At 72.9% G+C, this 22,853-nt stretch carries 20 protein-coding genes and 1 pseudogene; 10 read left to right on the top strand and 11 right to left on the bottom strand.

All coding sequences use genetic code 11. The features are described from left to right. Nucleotides 1–80: 80 nt before the first annotated feature. Complete coding sequence (locus COO58_RS19035) at nucleotides 81–2,315, top strand: hypothetical protein (protein WP_098746506.1); 2,235 nt, start codon at nucleotides 81–83, stop codon at nucleotides 2,313–2,315. Between the two features lie 12 nt (nucleotides 2,316–2,327). On the opposite strand, the gene COO58_RS19040 is transcribed toward COO58_RS19035, so the two are convergent. Further along, nucleotides 2,328–3,002, bottom strand: a complete 675-nt coding sequence (locus COO58_RS19040; RefSeq protein WP_141561927.1) for a hypothetical protein — start codon at nucleotides 3,000–3,002, stop codon at nucleotides 2,328–2,330. An 81-nt stretch (nucleotides 3,003–3,083) separates the two neighbouring features. Between COO58_RS19040 and COO58_RS19045 the strand changes: the two genes are divergently transcribed. From COO58_RS19045 to COO58_RS19055, 3 genes are all read left to right on the top strand, one after another. After that, on the top strand, nucleotides 3,084–3,449 hold the full coding sequence (locus COO58_RS19045) for an MmcQ/YjbR family DNA-binding protein (RefSeq protein WP_098746510.1): 366 nt from the start codon (nucleotides 3,084–3,086) through the stop codon (nucleotides 3,447–3,449). 75 nt (nucleotides 3,450–3,524) lie between these two features. After that, on the top strand, nucleotides 3,525–3,941 hold the full coding sequence (locus COO58_RS19050) for a hypothetical protein (protein WP_098746512.1): 417 nt from the start codon (nucleotides 3,525–3,527) through the stop codon (nucleotides 3,939–3,941). Between the two features lie 7 nt (nucleotides 3,942–3,948). Further along, a complete protein-coding gene (locus COO58_RS19055) occupies nucleotides 3,949–4,992 on the top strand; it encodes a polyprenyl synthetase family protein (protein ID WP_098746514.1) in 1,044 nt (347 codons plus the stop codon). Here COO58_RS19055 and COO58_RS19060 read toward each other — a convergent pair. Together COO58_RS19060 and COO58_RS19065 are read right to left on the bottom strand one after the other, a co-directional pair. Then, nucleotides 4,989–5,813, bottom strand: a complete 825-nt coding sequence (locus COO58_RS19060) for a hypothetical protein (RefSeq protein ID WP_091573817.1) — start codon at nucleotides 5,811–5,813, stop codon at nucleotides 4,989–4,991. The genes COO58_RS19055 and COO58_RS19060 overlap by 4 nt on opposite strands. Before the next feature lie 141 nt (nucleotides 5,814–5,954). Further along, nucleotides 5,955–7,097 carry a glutathione-independent formaldehyde dehydrogenase gene (locus COO58_RS19065; RefSeq protein ID WP_091573816.1) on the bottom strand — a complete coding sequence of 381 codons (1,143 nt, stop codon included), beginning with the start codon at nucleotides 7,095–7,097 and terminating at the stop codon, nucleotides 5,955–5,957. A gap of 144 nt (nucleotides 7,098–7,241) precedes the next feature. On the opposite strand from COO58_RS19065, the gene COO58_RS19070 reads away from it, so the two are divergent. The 3 genes from COO58_RS19070 (at nucleotide 7,242) to COO58_RS19080 (ending at nucleotide 11,149) form a co-directional block, all read left to right on the top strand. Beyond that, the gene (locus tag COO58_RS19070; protein WP_098746516.1) at nucleotides 7,242–8,456 is read left to right on the top strand and encodes a low temperature requirement protein A; all 1,215 of its coding nucleotides are present in this window, start codon (nucleotides 7,242–7,244) and stop codon (nucleotides 8,454–8,456) included. A gap of 106 nt (nucleotides 8,457–8,562) precedes the next feature. Then, complete coding sequence (locus tag COO58_RS19075; RefSeq protein WP_091573814.1) at nucleotides 8,563–10,152, top strand: glycoside hydrolase family 64 protein; 1,590 nt, start codon at nucleotides 8,563–8,565, stop codon at nucleotides 10,150–10,152. A 115-nt stretch (nucleotides 10,153–10,267) separates the two neighbouring features. Then, complete coding sequence (locus tag COO58_RS19080) at nucleotides 10,268–11,149, top strand: hypothetical protein (RefSeq protein ID WP_098746519.1); 882 nt, start codon at nucleotides 10,268–10,270, stop codon at nucleotides 11,147–11,149. 23 nt (nucleotides 11,150–11,172) lie between these two features. On the opposite strand, the pseudogene COO58_RS19085 reads toward COO58_RS19080, so the two are convergent. Both COO58_RS19085 and COO58_RS19090 read right to left on the bottom strand, forming a co-directional pair. After that, nucleotides 11,173–11,478: pseudogene (locus COO58_RS19085) on the bottom strand (cupin domain-containing protein); the annotation flags it as partial. A gap of 105 nt (nucleotides 11,479–11,583) precedes the next feature. Beyond that, nucleotides 11,584–12,807: a multidrug effflux MFS transporter gene (locus COO58_RS19090; RefSeq protein WP_091573811.1), complete on the bottom strand. Its 1,224-nt coding sequence runs from the start codon at nucleotides 12,805–12,807 to the stop codon at nucleotides 11,584–11,586. 351 nt (nucleotides 12,808–13,158) lie between these two features. On the opposite strand from COO58_RS19090, the gene COO58_RS19095 reads away from it, so the two are divergent. Next, nucleotides 13,159–14,964: a VWD domain-containing protein gene (locus tag COO58_RS19095; RefSeq protein ID WP_141561928.1), complete on the top strand. Its 1,806-nt coding sequence runs from the start codon at nucleotides 13,159–13,161 to the stop codon at nucleotides 14,962–14,964. An 82-nt stretch (nucleotides 14,965–15,046) separates the two neighbouring features. Here the strand turns inward: COO58_RS19095 and COO58_RS19100 are convergent, their stop codons facing one another. Further along, entirely contained in the window at nucleotides 15,047–16,510 is a 1,464-nt protein-coding gene (locus tag COO58_RS19100; RefSeq protein ID WP_098746523.1) for a multicopper oxidase family protein, read from the bottom strand. A 180-nt stretch (nucleotides 16,511–16,690) separates the two neighbouring features. Between COO58_RS19100 and ppk2 the strand changes: the two genes are divergently transcribed. Next, complete coding sequence (ppk2, locus tag COO58_RS19105) at nucleotides 16,691–17,602, top strand: polyphosphate kinase 2 (RefSeq protein ID WP_218012400.1); 912 nt, start codon at nucleotides 16,691–16,693, stop codon at nucleotides 17,600–17,602. Between the two features lie 52 nt (nucleotides 17,603–17,654). Here ppk2 and COO58_RS30290 read toward each other — a convergent pair whose 3' ends face one another. Beyond that, nucleotides 17,655–17,792: a hypothetical protein gene (locus COO58_RS30290; protein ID WP_176558899.1), complete on the bottom strand. Its 138-nt coding sequence runs from the start codon at nucleotides 17,790–17,792 to the stop codon at nucleotides 17,655–17,657. Between the two features lie 68 nt (nucleotides 17,793–17,860). Continuing rightward, on the bottom strand, nucleotides 17,861–18,721 hold the full coding sequence (locus COO58_RS19110) for a glycosyltransferase family 8 protein (protein ID WP_176558900.1): 861 nt from the start codon (nucleotides 18,719–18,721) through the stop codon (nucleotides 17,861–17,863). A gap of 256 nt (nucleotides 18,722–18,977) precedes the next feature. Here COO58_RS19110 and COO58_RS19115 point away from each other — a divergent pair, with 256 nt between their 5' ends. After that, nucleotides 18,978–20,435, top strand: coding sequence for an SDR family oxidoreductase (locus COO58_RS19115; RefSeq protein WP_098746525.1), 1,458 nt, complete (start codon nucleotides 18,978–18,980; stop codon nucleotides 20,433–20,435). Nucleotides 20,436–20,527: 92 nt separating this feature from the next. On the opposite strand, the gene COO58_RS19120 is transcribed toward COO58_RS19115, so the two are convergent. From COO58_RS19120 to COO58_RS19130, 3 genes are read right to left on the bottom strand one after another with little or no spacing between them, the layout of a single operon-like run. Continuing rightward, nucleotides 20,528–21,208, bottom strand: coding sequence for a GPP34 family phosphoprotein (locus COO58_RS19120; RefSeq protein WP_091573805.1), 681 nt, complete (start codon nucleotides 21,206–21,208; stop codon nucleotides 20,528–20,530). Beyond that, nucleotides 21,205–21,924 carry an ABC transporter permease gene (locus COO58_RS19125; protein WP_098746527.1) on the bottom strand — a complete coding sequence of 240 codons (720 nt, stop codon included), beginning with the start codon at nucleotides 21,922–21,924 and terminating at the stop codon, nucleotides 21,205–21,207. Before COO58_RS19125 ends, COO58_RS19120 begins: the two co-directional genes overlap by 4 nt. A 26-nt stretch (nucleotides 21,925–21,950) precedes the next feature. Beyond that, nucleotides 21,951–22,832, bottom strand: coding sequence for an ABC transporter ATP-binding protein (locus tag COO58_RS19130; protein ID WP_098746529.1), 882 nt, complete (start codon nucleotides 22,830–22,832; stop codon nucleotides 21,951–21,953). Between the last annotated feature and the right edge of the window lie 21 nt (nucleotides 22,833–22,853).

Here is a 22,853-nt window from a genome sequence, read left to right on the forward strand (position 1 = left end):
GGTGGAACGGGTAGGCGCGCCCCGCCACACGGACGACCGGACGCCGGCCGGCCGGCGCCGGCGTCGACCTGGGAGGGGCCATGGCGGACACGCCGAGACCGCCGCGCCCGCCCTCCGGCTCCGGCGAGGTGGTCGAGCTGCGGGTGCACGGCGTCTCGGGCGCCGACGCGCGGCGGATCCTGGACCGGCCGAACACGCGCCAGGTCGCCGGCGATCGCAGCGGCGGCTTCCACCGTCCCCCGCCCGGTTACCCCGACACCCGCGGGCCGGGTGGGGTGCTCCTGGAGGCGTACCGGTGGAGCGAGCTGCCCTCGGGCACCGCGGTCCGGACCGTGTCCCTGGTCTTCCTGCTGCCGTTCATGCTCGGCAACGTGGCGCTCTGGATGCGGCCGGACGGTCAGGGCCCGGCCGCCACGACGGTGACGAAGGCGCTGCTCCGGGTGCTGGCGCTCACCCTGACCGCGCTGTACGTGCTCACCGTCGCCGGGGTGGCGCTGGACCAGGTCGGCTGGAAGTGCATGGCGATGCCGAGCTGCCTGTCCGGGCGGGCCTGGTTGTCCTGGCTCGGCGGCCGGCCGCTCGGCGTGCGGCTGGCCGTGCTCGCGCTGGTGCCGGCCGGCGCCGTCGTCCTGGTCTGGCGGCTCGGCGCGGGCGCGAGCTGGAGCCGGCAGGCGTTCCAGGGCGTCCCCCGCCCCTCGGGTACGCACCGGCTCAGCGACGTCGGGCAGTGGGACGCCATGCCGGTGGTCGAGCGGCTGCGCGCGATCCACGTCGCCGCCGCGTTCGCCGTCCTGGACCTCGTCCTGCTGCTCGCCCGGGCCGGTGGCGGAGCCTCCCCCGGCACCCTCGCCCTGACGGTGACTGCCGGCGCCGTGCTCGTCGGCTGCTTCGGGCTGGTCTGCGCCCATCCGCTCGTCGACCGGCCCGAGCGGGTGCCGGGGCTCGACCGGGTCACCCGTGTCCTGCGCGTCACGTCCGGCGGGCTCACCGCGGTGGTCCTCGTCGCGGTGGCCGTGGACCCGGCGCCGTGGTCGTCGGCGGACACGCTGCCCGGCTACGCCGCGACGGTGTCCTGGCTGTTCTTCGCGCAGACCCTGCTGTTGACCGCGCTCTGGGTGGTGGTGGTACGCGGGCGCGGCCGCGCCCGGGAGGACGCGCCGCTGCGGGGGCTCGGCGCGCCGGTCCTCGCCGCCGTGGCCACCGGGGTGGCGGTGGCGTTCTCCGCCGAGCTGGCCTACCGGGTCGGCGACCTGCTCGACCGGGGCGCGTCGACCGGGCTGTACTCACCCACCGGTCCGCCGCTGGCGTACAAGTGGGCGCTCTTCGCGTTCTTCCTCGCCGTGCTGGCCGCGGTGGCGGTCGGCGCCGTGGTGCTGCTGGCCTCCCGGCCGGGCCGGCGCCGCGCCGCCTCCGCCGCGGTCGCCCGCGACTTCCCGGACGCCCCGCCCGAGGCCGCGCCGCGGCTCGACCAGGTCCGCAAGGTCGTCGCCCGGGCCCGGTTCACCGACCGGCTGGCGCCGCTCGCCGTGGTCTACGCCGGGCTCGCCGGGTTCGGCATGGCCACCAGCACGCTCGGCCTGCTGGGGCTCTACCCGGGGACCGTGCTCGAACGGTGGACCGGGATACCGGAGGGACTGGTCAACTTCGGCATCGAGATGGGCAGCTACGCGATCACGGCGCTCGTGCTCGGGCTCGTGGTCGGCGGCCTGTTCGCGTACCGGACGGCGGAGTTCCGCCGCTACGTCGGGGTGCTGTGGGACCTGGGCACGTTCTGGCCCCGGATCGCGCACCCCTTCGCGCCCCGCTGCTATGCCGAGCGGGCCGTGCCGGAGCTGACCCGGCGCATCTGCCACCTGACCTCGCGCGGCGACCGGGTACTGCTCGCCGGGCACAGCCACGGTTCGGTGCTGCTCGCCGCGACCGTGCTCCAACTGCCGCCCGGCGTCGGCGACCGGGTGGCGCTGCTGACGTACGGCTCGCCGCTGCGCCGCCTCTACGCCGAACTCTTCCCCGCCTACGTCGACGACGCCGCGCTGTGCGAGGTGGGCGACCGGGTCGGCTGGCGGTGGCTCAACCTCTGGCGGGACACCGATCCGGTGGGCAGCTGGATCTTCTCGCCGCACCGCGACGGCGAGCCGCCGGCCGTCGCCGGACCGGTCGGCACGGTGGACCGGCGGCTGCGCGACCCGTGCGGCGTCGTGGTGCCCACGACCGACACCGTCTCGCCGCCCATCGTCGGACACTGGCCCGGCGAGAACGATCCCCGATTCGACGACGCGGTCCGGGACCTCGCGGAGCGGCTGCGCCGGACCTGACGTCGCGACCCGTCACGTCAGCGGCGCGTACCACCGGGCGCCGCTGACCCGGATCCGGGTGGACTGCCGCCGGTTCCACTCCACCCGCATGCCGTGCCGGTGGAGCACCGGGAACACCTCCCCGTCGAGCAGCCGTTCCAGGTCCGCCTGGTAGCGGGCCCGCTGGTCGGCCTCGCTGAGAGCGTCGTAGGCGGCCTCGTCGAAGTCGGCCGGCGGGTAGACGCCGTAGCCGAGGTAGACCCCGCCGTCCTCGCTCGCGAGCAACGCCTCCGTGTCCTGCTGGTGGAACCAGAGGTAGCCCCGCCAGTGGCGCGAGTCGTCCCGCTCGTCGTGGATCTCGGCCGCCGCGCAGGTGCCGCAGCAGCTGAAGTTCTCTCGGGCCAGCACGCCGATCCCGTTCAGCTCGGCGAAGGCGCGGGTCAGGTTGCCCCGCACCTCGCCCCAACCGCGCTGCTGCTCCCGCCGCGCGGTCACCGCCCGCTCGAAGGCGGCCCGCAGCTCGTCGTCGGTGGCGCCGTGCCGCTCCTCGTCGTCGTCGAAGAAGTCCACGAAGTCGTCCGGGTCGACCTCGCCGCGGACCACCCGGCCCCAGATCTCGGCCTCGATCTCGCCGCGGCCGGGCTCGCCGATCCGCTCGGTCAGGAAGGTGACGCCCGCCGGGCGTTCGTTGTAGATCCATCCGGTCACGGCCGCCACCCTCCCACGCCCCTCCGACAGATCGACCCCACCGGAGGTCACCGTCCCCCGACGCTGTCGTACCGTGGATCGATGACGGACATCGTGGCGGCCATCCGGCGGACCTGCCTGGCGCTGCCCGAGGTGACGGAGCGGCTGAGCCACGGCACCCCGACCTGGTTCGTCCGCGGCCGGACGTCGTTCGCCTCGGTCTGGCCCGACGGGCACCACCGGGACGAGTTCCCGCACCTGTGGTGCGCCGCGCCGGCCGGCGCGGCCGTCGAGCTGGTCGCGGTCGACCCGCGCACCTTCTTCCGTCCGCCCTACGTCGGGCACCGGGGCTGGATCGGCGTACGCCTCGACACCGGCATCGGCGAGGCCGAGCTGGCCGAGATCGTCCGGGACGGCTACCGGTCGGTGGCGCCGCCCGCCCTGCGGGCCCGGCTCGATCAACCCTGACCTGCGTCGATACGCTGAGTCACCATCGCGACACACCTCTGGCCCGCCGTCGGCACCCGGGTGAACACTGCGCCCATGGACAACGGCGAGCGTGAGCGCACCAACGAACGTTTCGAGAAGGTGGCCGGCGAGACCTCCGAGACCGTCACCCACGCGGCCTCGGTGCTGGAGGAGGAACTCGCGGCGGGGCTGGCCGGCGCCCGGCGGCTCGAGGAGAAGCTGAGCGCGGACCGCAGGGTGGACCCGGAGGCGTTCGACGAACTCGTCGCGCGGGTCCGCACCGACGGGCACGCCCTCATCGACACCGTGGTCGCGCAACTGAAGATGGCCGACGACCAGCGCGGTGAGGTCGTCCGCCGCTACACCTCGGACGCGCACGACGCGCTGGACACCGTCCTCAATCTCGCGCGGCTGGCCCCGGACGTGGCCAACGGGCTCGCGGACCGGCTGGCGACGCCGGCCCCGCGCAGCCGGCCGCGGTCGGAGAAGTAGCCGGGCGATGGCGCCGACCACCGGAGTGGCCGGCGGGCACGTGGAACGGGTGCTGGAGCGCTATCGCGGGCTCGCCCTCGGCGCGCTGCTCGACGACCTGCCGTCGGGCGGTCCGCGATACCTCTACGACCTGGTCGCGGAGTATCCGCGCCGGTGGGGCAAGGGGCTGCGGGCCGCGCTCTGCCTCGCCACGTGCCGGGCGTTCGGCGGCGCGGAGGCGGTGGGGCTCAACGCCGCCGTCACCGTGGAGCTGTTCCACAACGCCTTCCTCATCCACGACGACATCCAGGACGAGAGCGAGCAGCGGCGCGGGGCGGCGACCCTGCACGCCGAGTACGGCGTCGGCGTGGCCCTGAACGTGGGCAACATGACCAACCTGCTGGCGTTGCAGCGGCTCGCCGCGAACCGGGCGGCGCTCGGTTCCGGGATCGCCTGGCGGCTGTTCGAGGAGACCGAGCTCATGCTGCGCCACTCCCTGGAGGGGCAGGCGATCGAGATCGGCTGGATCCGCGACAACGTGTCCGACCTGGACGCGGACGACTACTACCGGATGTGCCTGAAGAAGACGTCCTGGTACACGTGCATCTACCCGTGCCGGGCCGGGATCCTCGTCGCCACCGGCCGGCAGAACGCGGTCGACGTGCTGGACCGCTACGGGTGGTACCTGGGCGCGGCGTTCCAGATCCAGGACGACGCGCTCAACCTCGTCGGCGACTACGCCCGTTACGGCAAGGAGATCGCCGGCGACCTCTGGGAGGGCAAGCGGACGCTCATCCTGATCGACTTCATGCGACGGTGCACCGCCGACGAACGCGAGCGGACGCTCGACTTCCTGAGCCGGCGGCGCGGGCAGCGCACCGCGTCCGAGGTGCGCTGGCTGCACGGGCGGCTGCTCGCCTACGACTGCGTGGAGTCGGCGCGGCGCAGCGCCCGGGACCTCGCGGAGGCCGCCCGGCGCGAGGGGCAGCGGGCGTTGGGAGCGGCGGCCGACACCGAGGACGGCCGGTTCCTGCTCGACCTGACGGACTACGTGGTCGAGCGCCACCGTTAGGGCGCGACCGGCCCGCCGTCCGGCGTGCCACCGACCGTCAGCACCGCGAGCAGCGCCGGATGGTCGGTGGTCCCCCGCATGCCCACCGCGCGGTGGCAGCAGATCGTGACGCCACGGGTGGTCACGATCTGCTGCCGGGCGCCGTCGTCGACGCGCACGTGGTCCGGTGGCACGCACGACCGCACGTCCGGGGCGCCGCCCCGGCTCAGGTTGAGGTCGCCGCCGAGCACCGCCGACGCGTACCCGGCGCCCCGGCGGAGCTCCGGCAGCACCGTGTCGAGCAGGTGGGCGCACTGGGCCAGCGCGACGGCGCCGCTGGTGTTCGCCAGGTGGGTCGTGCAGGCGTGCAACGCGTCCCCGACCCGCAGGCAGAGCCAGGCCCGCTCCTCGGGATCGGCGAGATCCTGCGTCGGGTGGATCCCACCCCGGACGTCGGGGCGGGCGTCGCGGGTGTCGAGCCGGGCGACCAGCCCGATGCCGAACGGCTGCCCGTTGCGGCAGCGGGTGACGGAGCGGCTGGGCCGGTCCCCGGCGGCCTGGAACGCCGACCGGACCGTCCCACGGGGATGGACGGCGGCGAGCGCACGCTCCAGCACGGGCAGGTCGTCCCGGCAGATCTCGTTGACGGTGACCACGTCCGGCGTCTCGGCGGCGATCACCTCGACGGCCTCGGGCACGGCTCGGCCGGTGTAGCAGCCGGCGCGTCCGCTGTTGCACAGGTTCATCTGGAGCATCCGCAGCGTCGTCGGACCGGTCGCCCCGGCCGTGGACGAGCCGGCGGGCAGGGCGGCCACCACGAGCAGGCCCACGACGGCCAGCACCCGGCGGGCCCGCCGGGTGACGCGGGTGGGTGACGGCTCGGAAACGCGGGACTCCGACGGGGGTGGCGGACTCGGGCGGGACGAGCCGTGATCCTACCGCCGGTCCGGGGCGCACCGTCGCCGCCGCGCCCCGGGCCCCGGTCAGCCGCCGGGATGCAGCAGCACCTTGGTCCAGCCCTGGTCGCGTCGGTCGAAGTGCCCGTACGCCTCGGGCGCCTGGGCCAGCGGCAGTTCGTGGGAGACCAGGAACGACGGTCGCGCCCGGCCGGCGATGATGAGGTCGCGCAGTTGCCGGTTGTAGCGCATCACCGGGCACTGCCCGGTGCCCATCCGCTGGCCCTTGCTGAAGAAGGTGCCGTACTGCCAGCCGATGCGCCCCTGTTGCGCCTTCTTGTCCGGCGCGCCGGGGTCCTGCGGGACGTAGACGCCGACCACGCCGATCCCGCCGGTGGAGCGGACCACGTCGACGAGGTTGTCCAGCACCAGTTCGGGGTGCTCGTCGCCGGACGGGTCGTGGGCCTGGAAGCCGACGGCCTCCACGCCGCAGTCGGCGCCGACGCCGTCGGTGGCGTCCATGATCTGCTGCACCGGGTCGCCGTCGGCGAAGTTGATCGGGAGGCCGCCGATCTTCTCGGCCATGGCGAGGCGGTCCGGCTCCTTGTCCACCACGAAGACGCGGTCGGCGCCCTTGATCAGCGCGCTGTGCGCGGCCATCAGGCCGACCGGGCCGGCGCCGAAGACCGCGACCGTGTCGCCGGGGGCCTGCCCGGCGAGTTCGGTGCCGTGCCAGCCGGTCGGGAAGATGTCCGACAGCATGGTGAAGTCGTTCTCGTGCTCCGTGCCGGGCGGCAGGTGCAGCAGGTTGAAGTCGGCGTACGGCACCCGCAGGTACTCGGCCTGGCCGCCGTCGTACGGGCCCATGTTGGCGTAGCCGTAGGCGGCGCCGTCCATTCCCTCGGTCGGGTTGGTGCGCAGGCAGAAGCTGGTCCAACCGTGCGCGCAGTTGCGGCAGGTGCCGCAGGCGATGTTGAACGGCACCGAGACGCGGTCGCCGACCCGGATCCGGGTGACGGCGTCGCCGACGGCCTCGACGACGCCCATGTTCTCGTGGCCGAGGATCTTGCCCTCCTCGACCGAGGTGCGTCCCTCGTACATGTGCAGGTCGGAGCCGCAGATGTTGGTGGTGGTGATGCGGATGACCGCGTCGGTCGGGGCCTGGACCGTGGGGTCGGGCCGGTCCTCGACGGTGACCTCGTGCGGGCCCCGGTACACGAGAGCCTTCATGGCGTGCTCCTGGAGGATCGGTGGGTTCGCGGGCGTCTTCTGTCACCTTTCCACCGTCTCGCCCCGGAAACCGTGGGTCGCGAAAAAGCTGCCGAATAGCGCGTTCGACCTCGACCCGATCGGGCGGTCGGGTTGGATCGGGTGATGGGTGCACGCCGTCCCGGGGTCGGGGTCGGGATGTTGCGGGGCCCGGGCAGCGGCCCGCACGCGACGTTCGCCGAACTGTTCTTCGACCTGGTCGTGGTGTTCGCGCTGACCCGGCTCGCGGCACAGGCGGTCCCCGGGCTGTCGGCGCCGGCGCCCGCGGACCGGTGGATGGCGGCGGCTCGGACGCTGCTGCTGTTCCTGCCCCTGACCTGGGCGTGGACCATCACGTCGTACGTGACGGCCCGGTTCGAACCCCGCCTCGTCGGGGTCCGCCTCGCGGTCGTGGTCAGCGCGTTCGGGCTGTTCATGATGGCGTCGGCCGTCCCCGCCGCGTTCGACGCCCGGGGCATGACCTTCGCCCTGTCGTACGTCCTGCTCCAGGTCGGCCGCACCGTGGGCTTCGGCCTCCTGCTGGGCGGCCTTCCGCTGCAACGCCTCTACTTCCGGTCCGGCGCCTGGTACTGCCTGAGCGCGATTCCCTGGTTGTGGGGCGCCACGGTGTCGGAGACCGCTCGCACCGTGCTGTGGACCATCGCCATCGCCATCGACTTCGGCGCGGCCCGGCTCGGTTGGCCACTTCCCCGACTCGGCCGCGGGCGGGCGGCGGCCTGGGAGACCGGGGGCGCGCATCTGAGCGACCGGTACCGGCAGTTCCTGATGATCGCGCTCGGGGAGGGTGTGATCTCCGTCGGCATCGCCTACACGAACGAGGGGACGCCGGAGGCGGCGCACACGTGCGGGGTGGTCGTGTCGTTCGTGACCACGGTGCTGCTGTGGCGGATCTACTTCTTCCGCTCCGGCGAGCTGCTCGGCGAGGCGGTGGACGCGGCCGACGACCGCGCCGCGTTCGGTCGCTCGGTGGCCTTCGCCCACACCGTCATGATCTTCGGCATCGTGGTGGTCGCGGTCGGTTACGGGCTGGTGCTGGACCACCCGTTCGCGCGGCCCTATCCGGTCTGGCTGGCGGTGGTGCTCGGCGGACCGATGATCTACCTGCTGGGCCGGGCCCGCCTGGAACGCCTCGTGTTCGACCGCGTGTCCCCGCGTCGGCTCCTCGGCGTGGCCTGCCTCGCCGTGCTGGCGGTGCCGGGTCACGCGGCCGGCCTGCTGGCCGCCTCGATCGGCGCGGCCCTGGTCCTCCTGCTCGTCGCGGTGCTCGACGCGCGCGCGGCGGTGCGCGTGCCGGAGGAGCACCCGACCCCCGCCCGCTGAGGGCGGAGCAGCGCAAGGCATCGAGACGCACCTATTGACAAAGGTTGTTTCCGAATTCACGCTCAGAGAGCGCTCTCTCCCATCCCGCCACCACCCGAGGTGTTCCATGCGTCTCCGAAGAAGACTGCTCGCTGCCGCGTCCGCCCTGCTCGTCGGCGTGGCCGGTGGCCTGCCCCTCGCCCTGCCCGCGCACGCGGTCGGCCCGTCCCTGCTACCGGTCACGGTCACCAACACCACCGGGCGCGCCGACGCGGTGCACCTCTACGTCATCGGCACCAACCTGACCACCGGCCGGCTCGGGTACGTGACCTCGGCCGGCACGTTCGTGCCCTGGACCGGCGGCCAGATTCCGCCCGCGCCCGCGCCCGACGTCTCCATCCCCGGCCCCGCCAACGGCGGCAGCACCACCATCCGGTTCCCGCGCGGATTCTCCGGTCGGGTCTACTTCGCCCTCGGGCGGAAGCTGACGTTCCTCCTCACCCCCGACGGGCTCGTCCAACCCGCCCCCTGGGCAGCCGGCGACGCCAACCGCGACGTCCTCTTCGACTGGAGCGAGTTCACCTACAACGACGCCGGCCTGTGGCTGAACAGCTCGCAGGTCGACATGTTCGCCGTGCCGCACGCGGTCACCGTGACCGGCGCCGGCGGCGTCACCCGACGCACCGGCGACGTGGTGGCCAACGGACGCGACGCGGTCATCGACGGGATCCGGGCGCAGCCGGGCTGGGCCAACACCGTCCAGACCCGCTCGGACGGCACCGTGCTGCGCGTGCTGGCCCCGGGCAAGGCGGCCGGCGCCGGGCTGCTCAGCGCCACCTATCTGGACTCGTACATCGCCGCCGCGTGGAACGCGTACACCACGAGGACGCTGACCGTGGCGCCCTTCACCGACCAGCCGGCGGTCCGCTACTACGGCCGGACCTCCGGCACCACCATGACCTTCACCAACGGCAGCGGCCAGGTGGTCGCCTCGTTCCGCCGGCCCTCCTCGGCCAGCGTCTGGGGCTGCGACGGCGACCTGCCCGCGCCCAACGACCAGGTCGTCGGCCCGATCTCGCGGACGCTCTGCGCCGCGCTCAACCGCGGCACCCTCGGCACCGTCGACACCCAACCCAGCACCGACGCGGCCGCCTTCTACCGCAACAGCCCCACCAACCAGTACGCCCGCCTGATCCACGCCAACATGGCCGACGGCAGGGCGTACGCGTTCGCCTTCGACGACGTCGGCGGCTTCGAGTCGCTGGTGCACGACGGCGATCCCCGCTCCGCCGGACTGATCCTCAGCCCGTTCGGCGCGGGCGGGACCGGCACCTCGACCAGCGCACTCGTCAGCAGCCTGAACGACAAGTGCGTCGACGTGCCCGGCTCGAACTTCGTCGACCGCGCCCCGCTGCAGATGTGGACCTGCAACAACACCAACGCGCAGCGGTGGACGTTCAGCGGCGCCGCCCTGCGCAGCCAGAACGGCAAGTGCATGGACGTCGACGGTGGCTCGACCGCCAACGGCGCCACGGTGCAGCTCTACACCTGCAACGGCACCGGCGCCCAGCAGTTCACCCTCACCGCGGCCGGCGACCTGGTCAACCTCCAGGCGAACAAGTGCGTCGACATCAAGGACCGCAACACGGGCGACGGCGCGCGGCTGCAATTGTGGGACTGCTCGGGCACCCCCAACCAGAAGTGGCGCCGGGGGTGAGCGCCGGCCGCCCGCGCTACCGGACCTGACCCCTTCGGGCCGGACACGCCGAGCCGCTGGCACGTACGATCGATGAGGTTCGACGTGTCGGCGGCGGCGAAGGGCGGTTTCCGGGATGGGGCCGGACGAGCGGGAACGACTCTTCGACCGGGCGCGCGAGCGCTCCACCGCGCGCGCGTCCTGGCCGGAGGCGGACCGGTTGTGGACCGACGTCGTCGCCGCCTACCGGGAGGCGGTACGCGGTCCCGGTCGGGTGGATCCCCACGACCGGCGGCAACTGGCCCGGGCGCTCTGGCGACACGGCATGCTCCTGGCCGCGCGCGGCCGAGCGGCCGAGGGGCTGACGCCGGGCCGCGAGGCCGTCGCCCTCTTCGAGGAGCTGAACGACGCCGCGCGCGCCGCGACCGGCCCGCAGCGGGACGAGGCGCTGGCCGAGCTGATCACGGCGGTGCTGGATCTCGCCGAGACCGCCTACGCCGCCGGTCAGCCCACCCTGCGGATGGAGCTGCTCGACCGGGCGGTGCAGGTGGGGTTGCACACCGCCGGCCCGCCCCCGGCCGCCGGACCCCGCACGCGCGAGGCGATGGGGACGGCGTACCACAACCAGGCGACCGCGTTGCTGGAGCGGGCCCGGACCGGCCGGTCGCCCGACGCCGACGCCCGGGCGGCGGCGCTCGCCGCGTCGCGGGCCTGCGAGCTGCGGCAGCGCCTGCTCGACCCGAGCCGCCCGCTCAGCCTGTGGGAGATGGCCAACACCTACGGCATCTACGCCCAGTGCCTGGTCGCCATCGGCGACGTCGACCGCGCCCGGATGGTGCTCGGCCTGGGCAACCAGTTCGCGGCGGTGCTCGGGCCGGCGGGTGAGCAACCGGCAGCCAAGCTGCGCGCCGCGGCCGAGATGCTCACCCGACGGCAGGCGTCGTCCCGCGGCGGCCGCCGGCGGTTCAGTCCACCCTCCACCCTGGTGAGCAGCGGCTTGCCCTTCTCCACCACGTAGGTGGCGAGCTCGACCGCGATGCCGCGCCCGACGTTGCGGGCCTGGTGGTGCACGCCGTACCCGACGGTGAGGGCGTCGCCCGCGTGGCACACCACCGGTGGGCGGCCGTCGAGCCGATACTCCAGCGACCCCTGGAGCACGTAGATGATCTCTTCACCGGGGTGGAAGTGCGTGAACGGCGGCGAGTCCGGCGTGAACTCCACCCGGGTCTGCACGACCTCACGCCCCGGCACGCTCAGGTCGTGGCGTTGCAGGTCGACGCGCCACAGCCCCGGCGCCGCCTCGACCGCGGCCGGACTGATGCCGTCCGGTCGAACCGTCCCACCCATCGTGCCCTCCCGACCGTGCCCCGCCGCGCCGACCGTCGTCCTGGTCGAACGATAGGCGGCCCGGGGCGGCCCGGGACGGGAACGACGGAACAACCGGACGGTCCGTCAGTGCACGACCACGACCGCCGGCGCCGGCTCCAGGTCGGCCAGCCGGGCCGGTCGGACGACCAGCAGCAGCACCGCCAGCGCCGCCACCATGCCACCGGCCACCACCAGGGCCATCGCCAGCGCGCCGGTGCCCAGCACGCCCACCAGCGGCGCGGCCACCGCACCCACGCCGAACTGCACGGCGCCGAGCAGGGCGGAGGCGGTGCCGGCCGCCTCGCCGTGCCGGGACAGCGCCAACGCCGGGGCGTTCGGCATCGCCAGACCCGCCGCCGCCAGCACCACCCACAACGACACCAGCAGTGCGGGCAGCCCACCGAGGCCGGTCGCCGCGAAGGCCACCAGCGCCAGCCCCGCCAGGGTCCCCACACCCAGCGAGGCGACGAGGATCCGCTGCGGCGGGTAGCGGCGCAGCAGCCGCACGTTGTACTGGGTCGCGCCGATCAGGCCCACCGCGCCCGCCCCGAACGCCAGCCCGAACTGCTGCTCGTCGAGCCCGTACCCCTGTTGCAGGACGAACGACGAGCCGGCCACGTACGCGAACAGCGCCGCCATGGCCAGGCCGGCGACCAGGACCAGGCCCACGAAGACACGGTCGCGCAGCAACGAGCCGTACAGGCCCACGGTGGCGACGACGCCGCCGCGACGACGGCGCGCGGGTGGCAGCGTCTCCGGCAGGCCGAGCGCGGCCACCGCGACGAGCAGCACGCCGAAGACGGCCAGGGTCACGAAGACGCCACGCCAGTCCGTCCACCGCAGCACGCCACCGCCGAGGGTCGGGGCGAGAACCGGCGCCGCGCCCATCACCAGCAGCAGCCGGGAGAGCAGGGTGGCGAAGGCCCGGCCGCTGAACAGGTCCCGGACCACCGCCATCGCCACCACCGTGGTGGCGGCGACGCCGAGGCCCTGCACCACCCGCAGGACGCCGAGGACGGCGATGTCGGGCGCCACGACGCAGAGCGCCGACGCCACGACGTGCAGCGCCAGGCCGGCGACCAGCGGGCCACGCCGGCCGACGGCGTCCGAGAGCGGCCCGATCAGCAGCTGGCCCAGGGCGAGGCCGGCGAGCGTGCCGGTCAGTGTCAGCTGGACCGCCGCCGAGGAGGTCGCGAAGTCGGCGACGATCGCGGGCAGCGCGGGCAGGTACATGTCGATCGTCAGCGGACCGATCGCGATCAGCGAGCCGAGGACCAGCACGAGCCGCAGCCGTTGCCCCCGGCTCATCAGGTCGCCGGGCGTGGGGGCGGGAGTCGTCCCGGCCGGGAGGACATCGGTCATCGGAGGACCTCCACCCGGTCAGGACACGACGAGGCGGAGGACGGTGCGACAGTCACACCTGGGTTCAAATCCTCGTCACCCGGGCTGATTCCCCCTCCGCGCAGAGGTAACGGGCGTCACACCCGGCGGAGCTGACAGCGCCCGCGCGGCTTCCGAGAACGCGCACTTCCGACGTGTCACAACGCCGTCACAACGAGTGATCGCCTCCCGTATCGATGGTTGCCTTTTCCTGTCCGGCGACATGACTGCCGGCTAGTGGATGGAGCGGCGATGGGGCTCTTTGCTCGAACACGCGGGGTGACCCGCAGACTGACCGGCGTCACGGCGCTGGCGGTGCTGATCGTGGTGGGCGGATCCGCCGCGACGGCGAACGCGGCACCCTCGGCCACGAGCCTGAAGGCGTGGCAGACGGAGATCACCGCGGTCCCGCACCCGTCGGCGAAGGGATGCTTCACCGCCGACTATCCCCGACTGGCGTGGCAGCGGGCCACCTGCGCCTCCGCGCCGGCGATCCCGATGACGCCCAAGCGCAGCATCCGCCCACTGGTGGTGGGCAACGGCAACGACATCTCCGCCCAGGCGCCGAGCGGGTTCATCTCCGAGTCGTCCGGCACGTTCGAGAACATCGTCAACGTGACGAGCGAGAGTTCGCCCATCGCCAACGCCGGGCCGCCCGTGGCGAACGCCTACACCCTCCAGATCAACACCGACTTCTTCGCCAGCACGGCCTGCGCCGGGTCGCCCAACGCCGGGTGCCGGGGCTGGCAGCAGTTCGTCTACGCCAACAACGGCTCCAGCGGCCAGGTGTTCATCCAGTACTGGCTCCTCCAGTACAACGCGGCCTGCCCGGCCGGCGGCTGGACCCAGTTCTCGTTCACCGGCGACCCCGACATCTACTGCTACCGCAACAGCCCGGGCGCGGCAGCCGTGCCCAACCAGCCGATCACCAACCTCGGGGCGCTGCGGCTGACCGGCACGGTGAACGCGACGAGTGACAGCGCCACCCTGTTCGTGGGCGCCACCGCCTACACCGCGGCGGGTTCCAACTCCGCCAACGCGGCGGCCGGCTGGACCACGTCCGAGTTCAACGTGTTCGGCTACGGCGGCAACAGCGACGGCGGAGGCGCGGCCACCTTCAACGCCGGCGCGTCGCTGAACGTCCGGACGAGGATCACCTACGGGGGCACCGCCGCCCCGATCTGCGTGGCCCAGGGCTTCACCGGCGAGACCAACAACCTCAACTTCGGCTCGCCCGCGCCGGCCGCCACCGCGCCCGGCCCCGCCGTGGTCTTCGTGGAGAACACCGCGGGCGGCGCGGCGACCAACTGCGCCGCGGCCTCCGTCATCGGCGACACCCACCAGCACACGTTCGCCGGCCTGCTCTACGACTTCCAGGCCTCCGGCGACTTCGTCGAGGCGCAGGCCGGCAGCGGCTTCGAGGTGCAGACCCGCAAGGCGTCCGGCGCGCCCACCTGGCCCAACGCCTCGGTCGACCGCTCGGTCGCCACGCGGATGGGCAGCACCAAGGTGGCGCTCTGCGACGGCAAGAGCCTCGTCGTGGACGGCCGGACCAGGGACCTCCCGTCCGACGGCGCGCTGCATCTGCCCTCGGGCGTGGACATCCACCGGATCGGCAACGTGTACGTGGTGACCGACTCCAGCGGCAACAGCATCCGGGTGACGGTCAACAGCGGCTACATCGACGTGGCGGTCGGTCTCGGCACGTACCCGACCCCGGTGGTCGGCCTGCTCGGCAACCCCGACGGCGATCCGAAGCGCCTCGCCGCCAAGGACGGCACCCAGTTCGCCGTCCCGCTCTCCTTCGACGACCTCTACCAGCGCTTCGGCGCCAGTTGGCGGGTCGCCCCGATCCGGACCCTGCTGGCGCCCTGCGGCGCGGTCGCCTCCGGCAACCCGTCCGCGCCGTTCTTCGCCCGGGACCTCGACGAGGAACTCCGCAAGCGGGCCGAGGCGACCTGCCTCCAGTACAAGGTGCGGCAGGAGTGGCTCGACGCCTGCACCCTGGACGTCGCGGTGGTCGGCGGCCGGGCCGCCCTCACGTACGTCGGTCTGGTGCCGCCGGTCGTCAACGGCAACCGGTGACAGTGACGCCGGGAGCGGTCCGCACGCGGCGGTCCGCTCCCGGCGCCCTCCAGAAGGTCGATGATCGTCTCGTCCCGCCGACTCAGACGATCCGGAGGTTGGCCATCATGCCCATCGCGCTGTGGTCGACCATGTGGCAGTGGTAGGGGTAGACGCCGCGCCAGGTGTCGAAGGTGGCCTGGAGCCGGACGCTCTGCCCCGGCCAGACGATCACGGTGTCCTTCAGGCCGGACTCGGTGGGATCGGCCGGCGCGCCGTTGCGGTCGAGCACCCGGAACTGCACCAGGTGCAGGTGGAAGTTGTGCGGCATGAGGGTGTTGGCGTTCGTCACCGTCCACTCCTCGGTGCTGCCCCAGGCGACGGTCGTGTCGATCCGGGCCGGGTCGAAGACCTTCCCGTCGATGTACGCCTGGTGCCCGCCGGAGCCCGCCTCGTCCATCCGCAGCTCGATGCTGCGGCGCACGGTCGGCGTCGGCGGCGCCGGCAGGGTACGCAGCCGCTGCGGCACCGAGGTGCGGTCCCGCCCCCGCGCCGCTACGACGTCGAAGCGCATCACCTGGCCCACCTGCTCGGCCGGGCCCGGCCCCAGCATGTTCTGCAGGACCACGGAGGTGCCCGGCTGGTAGCGGGCGAAGTCGACCACCACGTCGAGCCGCTCGCCGGGCGAGAACAGCAGGTACGGCATGGTCACCGGCGCCTCCAGCAGCCCGCCGTCGGAGCCGATCACCGTGATGTCCCCGCCGTCGGCCAGGCGGAGCAGGAAGAACCGTAGGTTGCTGGCGTTGACCAGGCGGAAGCGGTATCGCCGGGCCTGCACCTCGAAGCGCGGCCACGGCCGCCCGTTGACCAACAGGGTGGTCCGGTTGTCGGCGTCGTCCATGGTCCAGACCAGCTGGGCGTTCGCGTCCAGATGGGCGTCGCGCAGCACCAGCGGCACGTCGAACTGGCCGGCGGGCAGCGGAAGCGCCGCCTCGGTGCGGTCGGTGAGCAGATAGAGGCTGGACAGGCCCCGGTAGAGGTGCTCGGCCTCCATGTGGTGGGTGTGGTCGTGCATCCAGAGCGTGGCGTGCGGCTGCCGGTTCGGATAGGTGTAGACGCGCTCGCCTCCGGGCGGGATCGTGGCGTCGCCCGAGCCGTCGTCGCCGGGGGCGATGGCGCCGCCGTGCAGGTGCACCGCCGTGGGCATGACGAGCCGGTTGCGCTGGCGTACCACCACCCGGCGGCCGGACCGGGCGCGGATGGTCGGGCCGGGCAGGTCGCCGTTGTAGGTGAACACCTCGGTACGGGTGCCCGGCACGATCTCCAGTCGCCTCCGGTGCATGGTGACCGAGTAGTAGTCCGTGGTGGCGGTCCGCAGCACCGGGCGCAGCGTCTGCGGCACGGTCAACGGGACGGTGAACGGGGTGACGGGCGTGGCGCTCGGCGCGGCGACCTCCGCCGTGGCGGGGGTCGCGGCCAGCTGTCCGGCGAGGCCGGCCAGGCCGCCGGTCGCCCCGACGATGCCCGACGCCGCGCCGAGGCGCAGCAGTTGACGACGAGTCGACACGGCAGTTCCTTCCACCGACGGTGAGTGTGCGAGATCCGGCAGCCGCCACCGGGCGGTCGTCGCAGGCCGATGATGCCGGGCGTCCGGACGCGGGAGGACCCCTATCGACCGCACAATCGACCAGGCATTCCCCCTGTCCGGAGGCGTCGCGGCAGGTGTGGCGGGGTAGGTACGGTCGGTATGGCCGACGCTGCGCTGCTGGACCTCGACGCCGACTACCAGGTACGTGACGGATACGACGACGATCCGGTGCTGCTGCTGCCCGACGGCCGCCCGGTGGAGACCTGGCGCGACGGCTACCCCTACGACGAGCGTCTCGACCGGGAGGCGTACGACCGGGAGAAGCGCCTGCTGCAGATCGAGCTGCTGAAGCTCCAGGACTGGGTGAAGGACACCGGCGAGCGGCTGGTGATCCTCTTCGAGGGCCGCGACGCCGCCGGCAAGGGCGGCACGATCAAACGCTTCATGGAGCACCTCAACCCGCGGGGCGCCGGCGTCGTCGCCCTGGAGAAGCCGGACGAGCGGGAGGCCGGCCAGTGGTACTTCCAGCGCTGGCTGGCGCACCTGCCGGCGGCCGGGGAGATCGTGCTGTTCGACCGGTCCTGGTACAACCGGGCCGGCGTGGAGCGGGTGATGGGCTTCTGCTCCCGCAAGGAGTATCTGGAGTTCCTGCGGCAGGCCCCGGACCTGGAGCGGATGCTGGTCCGCTCCGGCATCCGGCTGGTCAAGTTCTGGTTCTCGGTCTCCCGCAACGAGCAACGCACCCGCTTCGTCATCCGCAAGGTCGACCCGGTACGCCAGTGGAAGCTCTCCCCGATGGACCTCGCCTCCCTCGACCGCTGGGACGACTACACCGAGGCCAAGGAGGCGATGTTCTTCTGGACCGACACCGCCGACGCCCCGTGGACCGTGGTGAAGAGCAACGACAAGAAGCGGGCCCGGCTGGAGGCGATGCGGCACGTGCTGCATCGGTTCGACTACGCCGGCAAGGACGCCTCGGTCGTCGGCGTACCCGATCCGCGGATCATCGGGCCCGCCGGGCTCGACCTCGACCCGGAGGACCAGCCGGTGCCGGTCTTCCCCCGCCCCTGACCGCCGTGCGGGCGGTGCCGCGGCCCTGTTCCGCCGCGGCACCGCCTCCGCCTCAGGCCCGGAGGGCGTGCACCAGGATCTCCTCGCCGCCGCCGACCGTGCCCGGCAAGCCCTCCGACAGCGGGTCCACGAGCGTCGCGGAGATCGCGAGGGTATCGTGCGCGATCAGGTCACGGTGTGCGGAGATCACCGCCCGGACCGCCGCCGGGTCCGGCGATCGACAGCACAAGTGAACCGGCCGGCGCGGGTCGCTCCAGGTCATCTGTTCCGGGCGGTGACCACCTCGGTACGGCGGCGGTGTCGCCAGTACATCTGCCGGTACACGCCGTCGGGGAACTCCGGATGCCACGGCTTCACCGGGCCGGCGAAGTGGATGACGGACGCGTCGGTGACGTTCCCGCCGACGCGCGGATCGAGTCGCCACGCCATCATGTGGTTCCAGCGCTTGGGCATCCGTGTCCACCGCCCGTAGACGGCATGGTTGAGGGCGTCCTGGTCCGGGAAGCGCGACTCGTCCGCGTGGCGGGCGACGTAGTCGAGCGCCTTGGCGGTGACGTCGAGCTCCTTCCACCGCGGCACGTCGATGAGCAGCACCCCGGAGTTGAGGTACGGGGCCTGGGCGTCGAGGTCGTGGTACCGGCCGTAGATGCCCGGCAGGCCGCCGGTGTCGATCAGCCGGCGGGTGAACGCGTCCCGGACCGCGCCGAGGGGCGCGCCGGCCAGGTCGAGGTCACGCAGTTCCGCCAACGAGCCGGTGCAGAGCACGTCCGAGTCGAGATAGACCAGGCGGTGGACGTCCGGCGGCAGGGCGTGCGGGATCAGCAGCCGCAGGTACATGGCGGCCGAGAGGTAGCTCAGGTGGGGTTCGCGGGAGCCGGGCAGGCGGATCGGGGGTGGGTCCACCGTCAGGAAGGAGACGGTGGCGCGCCCGGCCGCCCGGGTCAGGGCGGCCCGGCTGCGCTCGGTGACGTCGTCGCCCGCGGCGAACCAGAACCGCAACGGTTCCGCCGGCATGTGGGCGACCACGGTGGACACAACGACGGCGGCGTGGGGGGCGTAGGTGGCATCGAAGGCCAGTGCGCAGTCCAGAACTACCTCCTTCGTCGAACATGGACGCACGCCAATTTACAACGATGCAGAAGAGGATGACAACCAACCCGGTCACGGGCCCGCACACCTCGGCGTGGCCGCTTCCGCCCCGCCCGTCCGGGAGGGAGATGCACCGTTCGCCCCGCCGGGCGAGGTTCGCCCCGACCTCCCGGACCGGCGGGTCGACGCGGGATGCGTCGGCGGCCCCGCGGTGCGTACAGTTCCGGGTCGGACGTGGGGCGGGCCGGGTGGATCCGGTGCGGGAACGGAATGAGACAGCGGCGGTATGACGGCGGACAAGAGTACCGAAAACGGCCAGCACGGCATTGACCGCGATCGGCTGGAGACCTGCCTCGCCGTCTTCGAGGCGCTGGAGAACCTGCCACCCGACCACCCCGACGTGGTGCGGGTGCAGCGGGCCACCGCGAAGCTCTACAAGGTGATCAAGCAGCGGCGACGCGAGGACCGCCGGAACGCCGTCCTGGCGGCCGACCGGGCGGTGACGGCGGCCACCGCCACCGGCGCCCCGGGCCGGATCGACGACGAGACCCAGGGCATCCCGCTGGCCTCCCCCACCGTCGGCGCCACTGCCGGCTTCCTGCACAACCCGCGCGGCTGTTACGTCTGCAAGCAGCGTTACCGCGAGGTGGACGCGTTCTACCACCAGCTCTGCCCGCCCTGCGCCGCGCTCAACCGGGAGCGCCGCGACGCCCGCACCGACCTGACCGGCCGGCGCGCGCTGCTCACCGGCGGCCGGGCGAAGATCGGCATGTACATCGCGCTGCGGCTGCTGCGCGACGGCGCGCACACCACGGTGACCACCCGGTTCCCGCACGACGCGGTCCGCCGGTTCGCCGCGATGCCGGACAGCGCGGACTGGCTGCACCGCCTGCGGATCGTCGGGATCGACCTGCGCGACCCCGCCCAGGTGATCGCCCTCGCCGACTCGGTCAGCGCCCAGGGACCACTCGACATCCTGATCAACAACGCGGCGCAGACCGTCCGCCGCACCCCCGGGGCATACGCGCCGCTCGTCGCCGCGGAGGCGGCGGCCCTGCCGGACGGTCCGCTGCCGGAGATCATCACGTTCGCCCCGACGGCCGGCCGGAACGACCCGGCCGGCAGTCTGACCGCCCCGGCGCGTCCGGCGCTCACCCCGCACGCGCTCACCGCGCTGGCGCTGACCGGCGGCTCCGCGTCGCCGGAGCGCATCGCGGCAGCGAGCGCCATCGACGCCGGCGGTCTGGTGCCGGACCTCGAACCGGTCAACAGCTGGGTGCAGCGGGTGCACGAGGTGGACCCGATCGAACTGCTCGAAGTGCAGCTGTGCAACGTGACCGCGCCGTTCGTGCTGGTCAGCCGACTGCGACCGGCGATGGCCGCGGCGACCGCCCGCCGGAAGTACGTGGTGAACGTGTCGGCGATGGAGGGCCAGTTCGCCCGCGGCTACAAGGGGCCGGGGCACCCGCACACCAACATGGCCAAGGCCGCGCTGAACATGCTCACCCGAACCAGCGCCCAGGAGATGCTGGCCGACGGCATCCTCATGACCAGCGTCGACACCGGCTGGATCACCGACGAGCGGCCCCACCCGACGAAGATGCGGCTGGCGGACGCCGGCTTCCACGCCCCACTGGACCTGGTCGACGGCGCGGCCCGGGTCTACGACCCGATCGTCCGCGGCGAACAGGGCGAGGACCTCTACGGCTGCTTCCTGAAGGACTACGCGCCCTGCGCCTGGTGATCGGCGCGCGGGAACTCACCGTCGGCCACCGCGCCTCCCGGACCGCAGTGCCGGCTCGCTGTCGGCGGGAAAGCTCCGCAGCGTGCCCGCCACTAGCTGCGCGGCAGCACGGTGACGGCCACGATGACGCTGTTGACGACCGTGGCCGTGACGGTACGGGTCACCGCCTCGGCCGCGGCGCCGGCACCCCAGTCGCCGCGCTCGAGCGCCTTGGCCCGCGTGATCACCTCTGACGTCCACGGGATCTCGCGGTGGAACTGCGGCAGTGTCCCGCTGGCCGAGAGCAGCGCCGCGAGCGCGGCGACACGGGCTCGCGGCTCCGCACCCGCCACGAGAACCTGCCGAACGTCGGCGAGCAGGCGGGCCCGTCGTTCGGTCCTGCCGTCGCGCAGGGCCGTCGTCCGGAACAGGCCGAGCACCTTGCGCGGCGCCTCGTCGATGTCGCCACGGGCGACGAGCCGCTCCAACACCGGCTTGCGCAGGGCGGGACCGATGGCCGCGAGTGCGGTCTGCACTCCCCTCGGTTTCTCGGCGAGGTAGTTCCACGCCGGGCGGAGGAGGTCGTCCGACGGTGGGTGACCCGCCACGCCACTGACCCGCCCACGGTCCGCCGTGATCAGGTGGTCGCCGAGCGCCAGGTCCGCGAGGACCGCGCCACCGAGGACGTAGAAGAGGGTGTTCTCACCCGCGATGGTCCCGGATGTGGGCTGGAACAGCAGCAGGAGGAGGTCTTCGACGAGGGTCGGGGCGTCCGAGCGGGGTGCGGTGGTCATCGGCGGGGCTCCCAGCGGAAGAGGCGGATGGCGAGGGCGACGGAGATGACGACCCAGCCGAGCGTGGGCGCGAGCAGGACCAGGGAGTCGGTCACGGCGACCCCGCCGTTCCAGGCGTTCATGGTCAGTTCGGTGGCCGCGCCGCCGGGCAGCAGCCGCTTGAGCCAGGCGAGGTCCTCCGTGCCGGAGATGCCGACCCAGGTGGCCATGGCGATCACACCGAGGGTGACGGGCAGGGTGGTGACCTGAGCGTGTTCCGGGGAGTTCGTCAGCCCAGCCGTGGCCAGGGCCAGGCCGACCATCATGGCCAGGGTCGCGAGGAACGCCACGACCAGCAGAGCGACGTCGGCCGGTCCGCCGGCGACCACGGCCAGGGCGGTCAGGATGGCGGTCGCCTGCACCACGGCGAGGACGAGGACGGGCAGCAGCAGGCCGGCGAGGATGCCGGCGTCCCCTTCGGCGGTGGAGCGCAGTCTCTTGAGGAAGAGGTTCTGCCGCCGGGAGGCCAGCGTGGTGACCGCGGTGGCGTAGAGCCCGAACGCGGTGACCGTGAACATCACGATCGCGGCGATGTAGCCGAGGCTGCCGAGGGCGGCGTAGGTCTCGTGCTGGCGGACGAAGAACGCGCTGACGACCACCGGGACGATGAGGCTGGTGATCAGTACCAGCCGGTTGCGGAAGATCTGGATCAGCTCGCTTGCGGCGATGGACAACACGGGGGAACTCCTGTCGAGGTCGCGGTTCAGTTGCTGATGGCGCGGAAGACGTCGTCGAGGCGGGTCGGCCCGGCCTCCAGACCCTGCAGTTCGACGGCGTGGTCCTGGGCCCACCCGAGCAGGACGTGCAGGTCCTTCTGCAGTCCGAAGGTCTCGACGACGACCTTCCCCTCGGCGTCGACCGCAGCCTGCAGCGGCAGCGCCGGCGCCCTGGCCGGGAGGGAGAAGCGGATGACGGCCGGCAGGGTGCGGGTCAGTTCCGCCACGGTGCCCTCGCGGTGCAGGGTGCCCTGGTGCATCAGTCCGATGCGGTCGGCGCGCTGTTGCGCCTCCTCCAGGTAGTGGGTGGTGAGCACGATGGTGGCGCCGTCCTCGCGGAGCCGGTCCACGGTCGCCCAGACGGCGTCGCGGGACTGGATGTCCAGGCCCGTGGTCGGCTCGTCCAGGAAGATCAGCTCCGGGGTGCCGTATACCGCGGTGGCGAAGTCCAGCCGCCGCTTCTCGCCGCCGGAGAGCTGCGAGACCTTGCGGCCGGCCCGCCCGGTGAGGTCGACCAGGTCGAGCACCCGGTCGACGTCGTCGCCGCGCCGGGTGAGCCGGCCGATGAGCCGGACAGACTCGCGAACCGTGAGGTCCGGGGAGAAACCACTTTCCTGGAGCATGACGCCCATCCGGGGACGGACCAGACGGCGGTCCTGCGGGCTGTGCCCGAGGACGCGGACGCTCCCGGAGGTCGGCCTCCGGTGTCCCTCGACGACTTCCAGCGTCGAGGTCTTCCCGGCACCGTTGGTGCCCAACAGCGCGTACAGCTCTCCGGGCCGTACCTCGAAGGAGAGGTCCTTGACGGCGTGGAAGTCACCGTACGTGAGGTTCAGCCGGTCGACTTCGATGACGGGTGAGGTGGACATGCACCCATGACAGCGCGGGCG

This window comes from Micromonospora sp. WMMA1996 (genome assembly GCF_002573675.1).
In the GTDB taxonomy this organism is placed as follows: domain Bacteria; phylum Actinomycetota; class Actinomycetes; order Mycobacteriales; family Micromonosporaceae; genus Micromonospora; species Micromonospora sediminicola.